Here is a 14024-nt window from a genome sequence, read left to right as displayed (position 1 = left end):
TTGGCGAAGTAGCAGTATGGGGAACGGAAATGGGCAGTGGCGAGGGAGTTAAGGTCCCTAGGGGACCTTAAGGGCGAAAAAAAGAGTAGCTAGTTTGGTGGTTAAGGTCCCTAAGGGACCTTAAGGCTGGCGAAGTGGCGGTATGAGTTGTGGAAATGGGCAGTGGCGGGGGAGTTAAGGTCCCTAGGGGAGCTTAAGGACGAAAAAAGAGTAGCTAGTCAGGTGGTTAAGGGCCCTGAGGGACCTTAACGTTGGCGAAGTAGCAGTATGGGGCGCGGAAATGGGCATTGGCGTCCGAGTTAAGGTCCCTAGGGGAGCTTAAGGAAAAAAAAAGAGTAGCTAGTTAGGTGATTAAGGTCCCTGAGAGACCTTAACGTTGGCGAAGTGGCCGCTAGATGTGCCGATGTTGTGAGGTCAGAGAATAGAAACGAACTCTGGAGCTGCCCGTAGAGGCAGAAACGAGCAACTTCTTTTCTACTAACTCACGCAAACGCATGCGAGCTGCCTTATTTCCTACTTGGAGGAGTTCCTTCACCTCTTTTGGCGAGATAGGCTTCTGCGTAATGGACATATAGCGAAGGATCTCTTTTTGCTGCAGGGATAAATTTCTGTCGGGCGCAAGACTGAATAGCTTGCCGAACAACTGCTGGAGGAATTGCTGGCATTGGCGAGGCTTGCTCTTGACGTCGTCATAGGAGAAGCGGATCACCATCCAGCCGTCCAAGATGAGATGGTTCTGGCGCATAAGATTATCGGCGAACTGTCTTCGGTCAGCATCCCGAAAGTGTGGACCGTAGCCGTCAATTTCGATGCAGATTTTGTAGGGCTCGCGCAAATAGGCATAGTCGAGAAAACGTTGACCGTCTTTGTAATCATCAACCTCGTATTCCGCGTGCAAATGATCAAGCTGACCAATAGCCGGCCACCAAACCTGCTTGAGAAATAAGTCTTCGGCATGTCGTTCCTCGGATATTCTGCGTTTACGTTCACTCCCACCGGAGAGAAGCTGAGTTTGTAACCATTGCTCAAACGGAGCCTCGAGTACCTTAACCAGAAAAATCACTCCTTTGCAAAATAAAAAGCACACGGCTCTCTCCCTTTGGAAACGGGATCAGAGCGGTGTGCTTCACACGCATGATTGTATTTGTATGTATTTTACAATAGCCGCGTCGGCGTGTCGATCACACATTTTGTCCCCCTTGTCCTAATGTCCGTAACCACTGGGCTCATAACGGCATATATTGTCACAAAGAGGAGGTGGCCGACCTGATTACGATTTTTCTTCTTGTGATAGGCTGTTATGCTTTGGCCGCCGCGTCGGTGCATGTGGCTTATAGGCTCAGGCGGGGCAAAGTCCGCGAAAGCAAGCATTATGTTCTTATTGCTCATGATCAGCATATGAAGATGGAAATGTTTCTTCGCCAGTTTTCTTCCTATTCGCGCAGAATGGGGACGGATGTTCAGCTTACGGTTGTTGATAATGATTCGGCCGACCAGACCGCTCAGATTGTAGATCGTCTCAGGCGGGAGAACGGGAATATTACGGTTTTTGCGGATGAAGGTTTGAAGGATCGAAAGCGCTCACAATCGGACGAAGATTCAGCAGGTCTTATATGGATGCTTAGAAACGAGGGGATTGTAAGTAAGCCGGACCAGGCTATCCTTGTTGATTTGCAGAATCCATCGGATTTGTCGAAAATGCCGTTTTGAGCTATAATGGAAGTTAATTGGAAGCACGGAGTGAAGCACACCCCGATGATGCAATGGCATCATTGAGGTGTGCTTTTTTGCGTGCGCGGGGAGGGGAACGGTTGAAAGCCTTTGTGTATGTCGTTCGTGTTGGCGGTGCATGGTCTGCTCAGATGACGATCGCTCCAGAAGTGGATCAGTTGTTCTGGATGGAGGAGGGGTTAGCGGAAGCTGCTAGATTAGCAGATGGTCGATATGGAGGGATGAGAAATAAGGATAAAGGACGGAATGAAGCGGTCGAAATGAGATTAAAAGGGGAGAGAGCGGAAGAAGGATGGTTGTGGCAGGAGGCATTGCCTTTAGGGGATGCGATTCGGTGCGTGGAGCTTTGGGAGCGTGAAGCTGGGAGCCGTGCCTCGCGGGATAGTAGCGGTGTCGGTAGTGCACAGAGGCGGGGAATTGCAGGGAGTTTAGGGAGTACTGCCAACAGTGACGGCGGGCCGCTGGCTTCGCTCGCGGCCTGCGTGGCGCAGGCGCGCCGCGAAGCTGGCGCGCCAATGAACGGGCCGGGCCCGCAGGCTGCTGGCGATGCCAGCCTGCTGGCCCGGCGGTGGGCGCGAGCCGCCGCTGCCGCGGGCGGCTCCAGCCCCGGCACCGCGCGCGCTGCTGCTCGCGCGCGGGAGGCCCTGGCGGCCGCTGCGCAGCAGGCCGCCGCGGCCATGCAGGGCCGTGCGCTGCTTCGCAGCGAAGCGCACGCCCTGCTCGAGGGCGCCGCCGCCGATATGGGCGGCGCACTGCAGTTGGCGCAGCTGCTAGGCTGGCTGCGCCTTGCGGGCGCTGTCGCCGCCGAGCACGGCCGGCGGCGGCGCGAGTGCCGCTGCAGGCGATGCGGCAGCGGCGAAGCGCACATGCACCGCACGCAATGCGCAGCGTGCGGGCGCATGTGCGCCTATTGCTCGGCATGCCTCACCATGGGGCGCAGCCGCGAATGCGAGCTGCTGGTGCTTGGCATGCCTGCGCTTCCATTAGAGTCCGGCTCAATCTCGGCCGACCTGAGCAAGTGGCAGCTAAGCCCCGCGCAAGCTGCCGCCACAGCGTCGGCGCTTCAGTTCATCGAAGCGCCAACTACGCCATACCAGCCGGAGAAGAACAAAGAGTTCCTCCTCTGGGCCGTCACCGGAGCCGGCAAGACGGAGATGATATTCCCTCTAGTTGAGTCGGTCATCTTTCGCGGCGGGCGGGCGCTGATCGCCACTCCGCGGCGCGATGTTGTCATTGAGCTTGATCCCCGTATCCGCAGGGCGTTCCCGCAAGCACGGGTCGTTACTTTATACGGCGGCAGCGAGCAGCGCTGGGAAGCGGGAGACATTACGCTGGCAACTACGCATCAGTTGATGCGGTTCCATCAAGCTTTTGATCTCGTCATTATCGACGAGCTTGATGCGTTTCCCTATCACGGCGATCCGATCTTGCATTACGCAGCGGAAAAAAGCCGTGCGCCGCACGCCCCAAAGCTGCTGCTTTCGGCAACGCCGCCAACCGAGCTGCAGCGGCGGGTTAAATCCGGCCAACTGTCCCATGCCAGGGTACCCGTCCGTTATCATCGTCATCCGCTGCCCGTTCCGGTCCTGCTTCGCACGCCAACTGTCGCAAAGCTCCTTCAGACGAGAAAAATACCGAGAGCACTGCTAGCGGCACTTAATCATTCCCTGGACCGTGACGCTCAACTCTTTATATTCGTTCAGCGGATCTCCCAGGTCGAGCCGATGGCCAAGCTGCTGAGCGTGCTGCTTAAGTTGTCTGCCGTCGAAGGGACCTCGTCTCAGGATCCGGATCGGGCCGACAAGGTAAGCCGATTCCGCAAAAGCGAAATCCGCGTATTAGTCACCACGACCATCCTGGAGCGGGGAGTAACCATTCCGCGCAGCGATGTTTATATTCTGGACGCAGACGGGCGGTTGTTTGACGAGGCCTCGCTGGTACAGATGGCGGGAAGGGCCGGACGCTCGGGAGATGATCCGAATGGTTTTGTTTATTTTTGCGGCAGGGAGCGTACCGGCGCTCAAGCTGCAGCCGTCAGTCAAATCCGCGCAATGAACCGGATTGCCCGCAAACGGGGATACCTGCTCCCGGAAGGGCAGGTTAGCTCAGGGTGGTGGAGCAGCCTCTTCAAGCGTTCCAACAAAACTTCTTTTGACCGGCCATCATCATACGAATGACTAGCCATCCTTGTACGAATCCAGCGTCAAGCAGTAGCCCGTATTCCTTTTTCTCATAGCTCGTTGCCATACACCTGTCCACTAGCTGCTCTTTCATCAAATTTCTAGAACACCGGCAAAGGAGGCACACATATCCATGCGGCAATTCCTCAAACATCTATTCCAACGCCCCACCTCCGAGCTGCGCGATACTTTACATTTTTTGAATCCCGGTTCGGGAGAATGCCCTTTTTGCGGAAAAGGATTAAAGCAGGCATCTCCAAGCTCATCAACGCTTCAATCCGATAGCAGGAGAACATATTTATCCTATCTTCCAACCTCTTTTACCCGTTCAGTCTGCTCCTCCTGCCTTGCGGTTATCCCGTGGCTTACTCCAATCAAATGCCGCATTTGCGGCAGGGGTATATCTTGTCCAGACTGCATTCGCCGCACGGATGCCATGTTTATCGCGAACCGAAGCGCCGTCCAGTACAGCAGCGAGATGAGAGAGTGGCTGGCTCAATATAAGTACCGCGGCAATGAGAGGCTGGAGCCGCTCCTTGCCCAAATGATGCTCCCGGCATTTGAAGCCATCACGAAGGAGGCTGAAAAACAAAGCTTCTCTACTCAGCCATCCTCAAGCCCCATATGGGATGCCGTTACCTTCGTGCCAGTCAGCATGGAGCGGGCAGAAGAGAGGGGCTTTAACCAAGCCGAGCGGTTTGCCTCTATTTTGGCCAAGCATCATCAGCTTCCTCTGTACGACCTGCTTGTCCGGGAACGGCATACCGAAAAGCAAAGCTTTAAGTCCCGTTTGGAGCGAATGAAGGATACCAAGCGATTGTTCCATGCCAGAACGGATACGATGGCTCTTTTACAGAGCAATGTCCATAAGTCCCCTATGAACGCCCAATCTATCCGAATTCTACTTGTTGATGACATCTACACAACCGGCAGTACGATTGGGGCTTGCGCGGCAGCGCTGCACCAGCATTCGGAGGTTCCGCTCGACATTTATGCCCTCACATGGGCCAGATCCTAGCAGCCGAAAGATCTTTTGCAAGATTACTAGTGAAAAAACTCCCAATATCCGTTAAAATAACCGTAACAACCTTTGATTGCTGGAATGGGGAATCGATGATGAATGTAGATAATTGTCCTCGGTGCGGTAAGATTTTTGCGAAAAACTTTCGCGATGTCTGCCCTGCATGCATACGGGAGATTGATAAAGAATACGAATTATGCTCCACTTACTTGCGCGAGCAAAAAGGCGCGGTCATAACGGAACTGCACGACGCAACGGGCGTTTCGATCAAACAAATTACGAAGTTTATTAAAGAGGGCCGTATTTCACTCTTGAACGCCCCTAATCTTATGTACCCTTGCGAAGTATGTGGTACACTGATCCGTGAGAATAACATTTGCAGCAACTGCCGCGCGCGTCTGCTCAAGGACACCCAGCACATGCACGAGGATGAGGCAAGGAATGCCGCTCTTCGAGCGGAAGAGAGAGTTTCGTACAAAGGTATCGATAAGTATAATAAGCGGCAAAATTAATATTTAGTCCCATAACTTGGCCTATTCATTTTCCAACTAGCTGAACCGATAATACTTTTAAAGGTTATCGGTTTTTTCTATTGTGGAACCAAAGAGGTGATTATTCATGAAGATAAATGAAACGAATCGGATCGGCGCATACAACCCCTACCAGAAGCAGATGGAGCAACGCATAGATGGTGCAAACAAGAAGAAACAGAAGGATATCGTAGAGATCTCCGCGGAGGCGAAGGAAATGCTCTCTACCAGTCAAACGAACAGTCCTGAACGGCAGCAACGCCTCGAAGAATTGAAGCAATCCATTTCGGCGGGAACCTACAAGGTGGATGCCGGTAAAATCGCAGACAAGCTGCTTCCATACCTGAAGGGATGATCCGTAAATGAACGAACATATCAGGCAGATTTTAATCACCCTGCAGGAGCTGCTCGATGCGCATAAGGAACTTATCCGGCATGCCAACGAGAAAACGGAAGCCATCCGCTTGGAAAATGTGGAAGCGGTATCGCTAGTTACGAGCCGCGAGAAAAAAAGCGTGCAGCGTATCGTTGACCTGGAACAGACTCGCCTGCTTCTGGTTGGACGGTTTACGGTTGAACAAGGCCTTCGCAACATGCGCTCCCTGAAGATGGAGAAGCTGATTCAGATGGTCTACCATGCGGAGCAGAAGCTGGAGCTTCAGCAGATGTGGCGGGAGCTGTCCGCCGCGATCAAAGAGCTGCAGGACGTCAATACGTTTAACCAGCAGCTGATCCGGATGAATCTGGACTATCTGCAATTTACGCAGGACCTGCTGCTTGGTGCTCCGGAGGACGAGGTTACCTACCACCGCGCCGTACAAGGAATGAATGTGCAGCGTGCTAGTCGCTATAATCTCAAGACTTAAGAGAGAGGACAGATACGATGACATCAACATTTCATGGTCTGGAGACCGCGAAGCGAAGTATCTTCACGACGCAAACGGCGCTGAATACGACCGGTCATAATATTTCCAACGCCAATACATCCGGTTATTCCCGCCAGCGGGTTAACTTTACGGCAGCCCGTCCGATTGAGGCTTACGGCTATTCCCACTCCACGGCAGCCGGTCAACTGGGTACGGGTGTTGAAGCAAGCTCGATCACGCGGGTGAGAGACAAGTTCCTCGACAGCCAGTTTTACAGCGAGTATAAATGGCTTGGGAATTATACGGTTCAGTCGGATACGCTCGAGAAGCTGGAGACCATTGTCAATGAGCCAAGCGATACCGGCTTGCAGACCGTGATCTCAAACTTCTGGAACAGCTGGTCGGACCTCAGCAAGACGCCTGAGAGCGCGGATGGCCGCGCCGTACTGGTTGAACAGACGAAAGCGATGATGGACGCTTTTAACTATACAAGCAAACAGCTTGCCGATTTGAAGTCCGACTTGACGGAAAATGCGCAAATAAACCTCGACAATCTCAAATCGATCTCCAGCACCATTGCCAACCTGAACGGACAAATTCAGCGCATTGAAGGCATTGGCGATGACGCGAATGACCTGCGTGACCAACGCGATGCTCTGGTAGACGAACTGTCCGGACTGGCGAATATCAAGGTGTCTGATTTATCTGACGGTTATACGATTACAATGGGCAACGTATCTCTGGTCGCGGGTAAGTCCGCCGAAGGGTCGCAAGGATTAACGCTGGACGATATGACGGCTGCAATCGAGAACGGCGATCTGAATAACGGGGCTATTTACGGTACGATGCAGTCGCGCGATAAATATGTTCAAGGTTATATGGATCAGCTGAACCAAATGGCGAACACCATTGCTAATGGGGATATTCAAGTAACGATTCCTAAAGGCTCGGTTCTTCCTGAAGGTACCGTACTTAACGGAGTTACATACGCAGGCGCTAACCGTACGCTTGCAGAGGATTTGACTGTAACGGTTCAAGGTCTGAACGGCTTGCATCAGCTTGGCTATACGATGAACGGGGAACAAGGCGAACCGCTGTTTACCGATGCGAACGGCAATACGGATAATTTGACCGCTGCGAATATTCAGTTGAATCCAAAGATTGCAGCAGACCCTACGCTGCTTGCCACTTCCATGAAGGTGACCTTCAACGACGATGGTACGGAGACGGTTGTAGCGGGTAACAACTCGATGGCTGTCCTTATGTCTCAGGCACGTGACACGAAATTTGCTTTCGATGCGACGGACAACAATACGATTAGCGGATTCTTCCGTGCCGTTGTTGGCCAATTAGGCGTGCAATCCAAGGAAATGCAGCGGCTGCAGACGAATCAGCAAACGATCGTGGACCAGGTGGATTCCCGCCGTATGTCGGTAAGCGGAGTTTCTCTTGACGAAGAAATGTCCGATCTCGTGAAGTTCCAGCATGCCTATAACGCATCCGCACGCGTGATGACCGTTATTGACGAGACGCTGGACCGTATTATTAACAGCATGGGCCGCGTCGGCCTGTAATCTACTAGATAAAGCCGGAGGTGCAGCCACATGGCATTACGCGTAACGCAAAGAATGATGTCTTCCCAAATGCTTGGCAACATAACGAACAACCTTAACAGTATGAATAAGCTGCAAAATCAACTCGCTACAGGTAAAGCGATTAATAAACCTTCCGATGATCCAATCGGGATTACGTTCGCTTTGCGCTATCGCGGCGAGATTGCATCCAATGATCAATATACCGACAATTCCGATGCCGCATTGTCCTCCTTGGAATATATGGATACGACGATTGGACAGGCTACGGACATCGTTCAACGGTTCCGGGAGCTCATCGTCAAAGGCTCGAACGGCACGTTGGAACAAACCAGCATGACCGCTATTCAAACGGAAGTTTCCCAGCTGTACAACCAAATGGTAGAGATCGGCAACAGTCAGTTTAACGGGAAACAAATGTTTAACGGTGAGCAGACGGGCGTTAAGCCTTACTCCACCCTTGGCTTGGATCAGCAGTCCGATCCTTCTGCAGATCCTCCAATTCTGAAGGCTTTCAGCAATCAGACCGACACGGGAAGCATCCAATACGAGCTGTCTCCGGGAATGACGATGGATGTAAACATGACTGGCAATGATGTGTTTGGCGCTCCTGTTGCAGACGAATCCGATACGACAAGCGATAACTTGTTCCAGCTCATGCACCGTGCTTACGATATGCTGGGTTCTGGCGACCAGGAAGGTCTGACGGGTCTGCTTGGCCAGATTGATACGCGTATGAACACGATGCTGACGGCAAGAGCTCAGGTTGGAGCGCGGGTTAACCGTGTGGAGATCGTGCAAGGAAGGCTTTCCGATGTGGATATTAATCTTCAACAGATGCAGCAAAAGGTCGAGGACGTCGATATGGCCGAGGCTATCACGAATATTACGACCTTAGAGAACGTCTACCAAGCTTCTCTGTCGGCAGGCGCGAAGATCATTCAGCCAAGTCTTGTTGACTTCCTGAGATAGGGTGGTTCCATGGCTATCGGACAAATTCAGATTCACCAGCAGCCTGCCCTTATTGGAATTCAGGTAAGGCCGGCGGAGCAGCATATCGAGCAGCCGCAAGCTACGATCGACATGCGTCAGATCCCCGCGCAGCTGTCGATCGAGCAGCCTATGGGTGTCCTGGAGGTCGATCAGAGTCGGGCTTGGGATGCGCTTGGGCTGGCGAACAACCTGGAAGTATCGAGCAGAATTTATTCGCAAGCTAAAGAAATAGCGCTGCAAGGTGTGGCTCGTCGCATGGAAGAAGGGCGGCAGCTGGCAGATCTTGCGCATGTGAAGAGTAATCCTGTAGCAAGCTTGTCTAAGGACTGGCGGATCGAAGGACCGCCGATGCCCGTTACAGGTCCAGCGTCCATTGATAACGTGGATCTATCTTTTACGCCCGGAAAAGTGCAAATATCGGTTGAACAGGGCGGTGTCGAGCTAAATGTTACGCCTAACCGTCCCATCCATGAATATACGCCGGGTAAAGCGGAGATTTATATGAGGCAATATGCTTCCGTACAGATTACGCCGCCAAGCATCGACACGGTTTTATAGGATTTTACATTGCTCATAGAATTAGGTTTAATAACTATAGGCCTTATGCGTATCTTTATACGGGGCCTGTAGTTTTCTTTTTATATAATGAAGACGAAGAGGGGATTCGAGTGACTACATACCAGTTCGATAACGGAATACCGGGCTTTGAACATCTGCAGCAATTTGTGTTGTCCGAGGTTGAAGGGGAAATGCCGGTCAGGCTGATGCAATCCGTGGAGGATGGGAATATCACGTTTCTTATTGCCAGCCCCTTTTTCTTTTATAGCGATTACGAATGGGACTTGCCGGATTCGGTCGTACAAGAGCTGAAGCTGGATGACGAGAAGGATGTTGAGGTCTGGTCCGTCGTTACTCTCAATCAAGATCCGAATAAATCCACGATAAATTTGTTGGCGCCGATTGTATTAAACAAGACGACGAAACGCGGCAAGCAGCACATCATCCACGATCATGTTTATAGCTCAAGAGCGCCTTTATATCAAGCCTAAGGAGGAGCGTTATGCTCGTATTATCTCGTAAGACGGATGAATCGATTATGATTGGCGGCAATATTGAGATTGTCGTGCTTGGTGTCGAGGGCGAGACGGTAAAGCTGGGTATTCGCGCCCCTAAGGATATTGAAATATTCCGCAAAGAACTGTATATGAACATTCAAGCTTCTAACCGGGAAGCAGCGAGCAGTCTTCTAGCTATTAACGATGTTGTTCAGCTGCTCAAACAAAATCGCTCAGACAAATAAAAAAGAACAAATTAAAATAGAAAATTTTGTTTTTCCTCTATAAAAAATCCCGAATGCTGTCGATATAAATAATAAGCGCGGGGGAGGGGCGGCCGACCCTTTCACCGTAAGCTTCCGCAAGGATGCGGAACTAACAGACATTCAGGGAGGAAATAACAATGCGTATTAATCACAACATTGCAGCTCTTAACACTCTGAGCTCGCTGAACAACGCTTCTAGCGCTCAAAGCAAATCCATGGAAAAACTGTCTTCCGGTCTTCGTATCAACCGTGCTGGCGACGACGCTGCTGGTCTGGCAATTTCCGAAAAAATGCGTGGCCAAATCCGCGGTCTGGACATGGCTGCTAAAAACGGTCAAGACGGCATCTCTTTGATCCAAACAGCTGAGGGCGCTTTGAACGAAACTCATAGCATCCTGCAACGTATGCGCGAGCTGGCTACACAATCCGCGAACGGTACGAACACGGATACTGACCGCTCGGCTCTGCAAGACGAAATGAACCAATTGACTTCCGAAATCAACCGTATCGGCAACACAACTGAGTTCAATACTCAAAAATTGCTGAACGGTGGTATCGCTTCTACTGACGGTTCGAAAATTACTCAAGCTACAAACGCGAAAATGACACTGGCTAACGCGATTGCAACTGGAACAGTTGGAGCTGTAACAATCACTGTTGACAACCAGACGTTTGATCTTTCCGGTGCTACTATGGATACAACGCTTGGCAGCTCGACAACCGCTATCGATGCTGAAGACTACAATGAGTTCATCACTGAACTTGGGAACACTACTTCTGGTGGAGTAAAACTCTCCGATTTAGTAGATATTACCAAAGATGCTACTAATCATCTAGTGTTCACAGCTAAATCTGCAGGGTCAACGAGCACTATTCAAATCAATGCGGCAGCTGCTGACACATCTCTGGGTCTAACAACTGCTAGCACAGGTTCGGCTAACACGGCAAAAGGAGATCCAACAACAATTGAGCGAGCCGGTGTAGAAGCTACAGCAGCTATTGGTGCAACTGCAGATACAACTATTGCAGCAAACAGTACCTTTACAATTCAAGTTGGTACTGACAGTGCTGTAACAGTAGAACTCAACAAAGGTACAGATCCAAAAGTATATGACACAAATAATACAGATGTAAATGTTGCCAATGCGGCAAAACAAGATCTTATTAGAGATTTGAACGCAGCTCTGCAAGATGCAGGTCTTGATGGAAAAGTATCTGCTTCTCTATCCAAAGACGGTAACGTTCAATTCATCTCGGAAACTGGCAAAGACCTTAAACTGACTGATGGAACAAACGGACCACTGTCTAGTGCAACAGGCCTTGCATTTACAACTGCATCAGACCTGTCTACTGTTAAAAACGTTGAACAAATTGTTGGACCTGGCGCTCAAGGTTCCGGCTTCTCGACTAAATTCCAAATCGGTGCGAACTCGGGTCAATCGATGTCCCTGACAATCGGTGATATGCGTTCATCTGCACTAGGCATAACTGGTAATGCGGGCCAAGCTGGTTTTACTACATCTAACTCGGTTACTAACGGAACAAACGACGTGAAAGCTGAAGCTGCTCTTGATATCTCGACTAAAGAAGGCGCTTCTTCAGCAATTAAAGTTCTGGATAAAGCGATTAACTCTGTATCCAGCGAACGTTCCAAACTCGGTGCTGTTCAAAACCGTCTGGAGCACACGATCAACAACCTGGGTACAGCTTCCGAGAACTTGACTGCTGCTGAGTCCCGTATCCGTGACGTTGATATGGCGAAAGAAATGATGGAGCAAACGAAGAACTCGATTCTTGCACAAGCTGCTCAAGCTATGCTTGCTCAAGCTAATCAACAACCGCAAGGCGTTCTGCAACTTCTGCGTTAATACAATGAACTGTAAAAGGGTCAGGAACTTTCCTGGCCCTTTTTTAAATAATTATTGAGGTGCAAAATGAAAATTTCAGCTTGTTTAATCACAAAAAATGAAGAAGCAAATATCCGCAGATGTATTGATAGTTTTAAAGAAATAGTAAATGAGATTATTCTAGTGGATACTGGCTCTACTGATAACACTGTTGAAATTGCAAAAGAATTAGGAGCAAAGGTGTTTTTCTTTGAGTGGAATAATAGCTTTGCGGATGCAAGAAACTATGCCTTAGATCAAGCTTCAAGTGAATGGATTGTATTTTTGGATGCAGATGAATTCTTTTATAAAGATACAGCTAAAACAATTCCTCCAGTTTTACAAAAGATAAATAATAATAAAAATATTGATGCTTTATTATTAAAACACTTGAGTATTGATGGAAGAGAAGAAAAAGTAATTCAGACTAATTCTTTAGTAAGGGTATTCAGGGGAAATACTAATATTAGATATAAGGGAAACATTCATGAAAGTGTTTTTAAAGAAGGGGATACGGTTAAGTTATTTAATTCAACTAATCTCGACTTGAAGATCTATCACACGGGTTATTCAGGTGAAATAATTTCAACTAAGGCTGAAAGAAATCTTGAACTATTATTAATTGAACTGGCAAACAATAGTAAAAATAAACTTAATTACTTGTATTTATCGGATTGTTATATCACATTAGGACAATACGATGATGCTATTAAATATGGACAAATGTTTATTGAGTCAGGGGCTTCGGCTGTAGGGCTTAATTCCAAGCCATATCACAATATAATAAGGTCAATGAAACAGCTAGGTTATTCATATGAAGAAAAGAAACGGACAATATTCAAAGCAATCGATAGATTTCCTTCGCATCCGGATTTTTATAAATATCTGGCCGTAGAATATTTTAATAACAAGGAATACATTAGGGCACTAGAGGCATTTAACAAAGTTATTGAACTTCAATCTAAATATAAAGACATTGAACTTAATACAATACCCGGATTATTAACGGATATTTATTACTATATGGGTATTTTGTATGAATATAAGAATGATGCTGGATCAGCATTTGATCATTACTTTAACTCGTTATCTGAGAATAAATATAACGAAAATTCCTTTTACTCCTTAATAAATTTAATTAAAAAAGAAAATCCAGAAGATATTATTCTTCTACTAAATAGAATTTATCATAAGTCCGTTGAAGAAGATGTTAGGTTTCTAGTAACTAAATTGTCTACAGTGAAACTAGGAAAAGTTCTATTATTCTATTGGAAAATTTGGAACTCACAATATAGATACGAAGACAGCACACTTATGTTCGCGTTACTCTCTAATGGTAATTATGAAGCAGCCTATAGCTGTTTTTACAAATGTTATTTAGAAGAACGTACCGATTGGACAGCTCTGTTTACTGTTGTTTCTTCTATTTTAAGCAATTCTACAATAGAAGTAGATCAGACTGAGGATTTTCCAATATCGTATAAAAAAATCATTCTTTTATATACCGGACAAGCAACTGATCAAATACTTTTAAAGGAAGAATTGCTGGTTTACATGAACCTAATAACTGAAATGATTTTACTTGATAATAGACAAGTAGTTAACGCCTTGCTCAACTTAAAATCTAATTTTGAAATTGATATTTCAACAGCTATAGGCAGTACCCTTATGGATTATAGAATTTATGATCTTGCTATTGAGCATTTCGCCGAAGCTTTAGACAATACGAGTGAAGATATGCAAAAGTCAAAGCTATACTTTAACATAGGTTATTGCCATTTTAAATTAGTTAATTATAGCTTGGCGAAAGAATCTTTTATGATGGCTCAACGACACGGATACAATGCCAACAATGTTTATGATTATATGACATGGGTTAATAACCTAATTAAATAATTTAGGCA

At 48.2% G+C, this 14024-nt stretch carries 14 protein-coding genes; 13 read left to right on the top strand and 1 reads right to left on the bottom strand.

Annotated elements, in window-relative coordinates:
- Positions 1–391: 391 nt before the first annotated feature.
- Positions 392–1087 carry a hypothetical protein gene (locus PJDR2_RS29040; RefSeq protein ID WP_015847313.1) on the bottom strand — a complete coding sequence of 232 codons (696 nt, stop codon included), beginning with the start codon at positions 1085–1087 and terminating at the stop codon, positions 392–394.
- A 170-nt stretch (positions 1088–1257) separates the two neighbouring features.
- On the opposite strand from PJDR2_RS29040, the gene PJDR2_RS29035 reads away from it, so the two are divergent.
- The 13 genes from PJDR2_RS29035 (at position 1258) to PJDR2_RS28975 (ending at position 14016) form a co-directional block, all read left to right on the top strand.
- Complete coding sequence (locus PJDR2_RS29035) at positions 1258–1710, top strand: hypothetical protein (protein WP_015847312.1); 453 nt, start codon at positions 1258–1260, stop codon at positions 1708–1710.
- A 77-nt stretch (positions 1711–1787) separates the two neighbouring features.
- The gene (locus PJDR2_RS29030) at positions 1788–3908 is read left to right on the top strand and encodes a DEAD/DEAH box helicase (RefSeq protein ID WP_265525088.1); all 2121 of its coding nucleotides are present in this window, start codon (positions 1788–1790) and stop codon (positions 3906–3908) included.
- Positions 3909–4347: 439 nt separating this feature from the next.
- Positions 4348–4929 carry a ComF family protein gene (locus PJDR2_RS29025; RefSeq protein ID WP_049790090.1) on the top strand — a complete coding sequence of 194 codons (582 nt, stop codon included), beginning with the start codon at positions 4348–4350 and terminating at the stop codon, positions 4927–4929.
- Positions 4930–5027: 98 nt separating this feature from the next.
- Entirely contained in the window at positions 5028–5444 is a 417-nt protein-coding gene (locus PJDR2_RS29020) for a TIGR03826 family flagellar region protein (RefSeq protein WP_041614752.1), read from the top strand.
- A 106-nt stretch (positions 5445–5550) separates the two neighbouring features.
- A complete protein-coding gene (gene flgM, locus PJDR2_RS29015; protein ID WP_015847308.1) occupies positions 5551–5817 on the top strand; it encodes a flagellar biosynthesis anti-sigma factor FlgM in 267 nt (88 codons plus the stop codon).
- A 7-nt stretch (positions 5818–5824) separates the two neighbouring features.
- Positions 5825–6328 carry a flagellar protein FlgN gene (locus PJDR2_RS29010; RefSeq protein ID WP_015847307.1) on the top strand — a complete coding sequence of 168 codons (504 nt, stop codon included), beginning with the start codon at positions 5825–5827 and terminating at the stop codon, positions 6326–6328.
- 17 nt (positions 6329–6345) lie between these two features.
- The gene (flgK, locus tag PJDR2_RS29005) at positions 6346–7902 is read left to right on the top strand and encodes a flagellar hook-associated protein FlgK (RefSeq protein ID WP_015847306.1); all 1557 of its coding nucleotides are present in this window, start codon (positions 6346–6348) and stop codon (positions 7900–7902) included.
- A 30-nt stretch (positions 7903–7932) separates the two neighbouring features.
- The gene (gene flgL / locus PJDR2_RS29000) at positions 7933–8892 is read left to right on the top strand and encodes a flagellar hook-associated protein FlgL (protein ID WP_015847305.1); all 960 of its coding nucleotides are present in this window, start codon (positions 7933–7935) and stop codon (positions 8890–8892) included.
- A gap of 9 nt (positions 8893–8901) precedes the next feature.
- Complete coding sequence (locus PJDR2_RS28995; RefSeq protein ID WP_015847304.1) at positions 8902–9471, top strand: DUF6470 family protein; 570 nt, start codon at positions 8902–8904, stop codon at positions 9469–9471.
- A gap of 110 nt (positions 9472–9581) precedes the next feature.
- Complete coding sequence (fliW, locus tag PJDR2_RS28990; protein WP_015847303.1) at positions 9582–9962, top strand: flagellar assembly protein FliW; 381 nt, start codon at positions 9582–9584, stop codon at positions 9960–9962.
- Positions 9963–9973: 11 nt separating this feature from the next.
- Positions 9974–10213 carry a carbon storage regulator CsrA gene (csrA, locus tag PJDR2_RS28985; RefSeq protein ID WP_015847302.1) on the top strand — a complete coding sequence of 80 codons (240 nt, stop codon included), beginning with the start codon at positions 9974–9976 and terminating at the stop codon, positions 10211–10213.
- Between the two features lie 158 nt (positions 10214–10371).
- Entirely contained in the window at positions 10372–12102 is a 1731-nt protein-coding gene (locus tag PJDR2_RS28980) for a flagellin (protein ID WP_015847301.1), read from the top strand.
- 66 nt (positions 12103–12168) lie between these two features.
- Positions 12169–14016 carry a glycosyltransferase family 2 protein gene (locus PJDR2_RS28975; RefSeq protein WP_015847300.1) on the top strand — a complete coding sequence of 616 codons (1848 nt, stop codon included), beginning with the start codon at positions 12169–12171 and terminating at the stop codon, positions 14014–14016.
- The last annotated feature ends 8 nt before the right edge of the window (positions 14017–14024 follow it).

This window comes from Paenibacillus sp. JDR-2, from assembly GCF_000023585.1.
GTDB lineage: Bacteria > Bacillota > Bacilli > Paenibacillales > Paenibacillaceae > Pristimantibacillus.
The sequence above is the reverse complement of the archived record's forward strand: the minus strand, read 5'-3'. Positions and strand labels throughout refer to the sequence as shown.

Bases quoted from the DNA above. Each gene is read 5' to 3' on its own strand.
- csrA (WP_015847302.1), top strand. From the start codon at position 9,974: ATGCTCGTATTATCTCGTAAGACGGATGAATCGATTATGATTGGCGGC.
- PJDR2_RS29025 (WP_049790090.1), top strand. From the start codon at position 4,348: ATGTTTATCGCGAACCGAAGCGCCGTCCAGTACAGCAGCGAGATGAGA.
- PJDR2_RS28980 (WP_015847301.1), top strand. From the start codon at position 10,372: ATGCGTATTAATCACAACATTGCAGCTCTTAACACTCTGAGCTCGCTG.
- flgL (WP_015847305.1), top strand. From the start codon at position 7,933: ATGGCATTACGCGTAACGCAAAGAATGATGTCTTCCCAAATGCTTGGC.
- PJDR2_RS29020 (WP_041614752.1), top strand. From the start codon at position 5,028: ATGAATGTAGATAATTGTCCTCGGTGCGGTAAGATTTTTGCGAAAAAC.
- PJDR2_RS29010 (WP_015847307.1), top strand. From the start codon at position 5,825: ATGAACGAACATATCAGGCAGATTTTAATCACCCTGCAGGAGCTGCTC.
- PJDR2_RS28975 (WP_015847300.1), top strand. From the start codon at position 12,169: ATGAAAATTTCAGCTTGTTTAATCACAAAAAATGAAGAAGCAAATATC.
- flgM (WP_015847308.1), top strand. From the start codon at position 5,551: ATGAAGATAAATGAAACGAATCGGATCGGCGCATACAACCCCTACCAG.
- PJDR2_RS28995 (WP_015847304.1), top strand. From the start codon at position 8,902: ATGGCTATCGGACAAATTCAGATTCACCAGCAGCCTGCCCTTATTGGA.
- flgK (WP_015847306.1), top strand. From the start codon at position 6,346: ATGACATCAACATTTCATGGTCTGGAGACCGCGAAGCGAAGTATCTTC.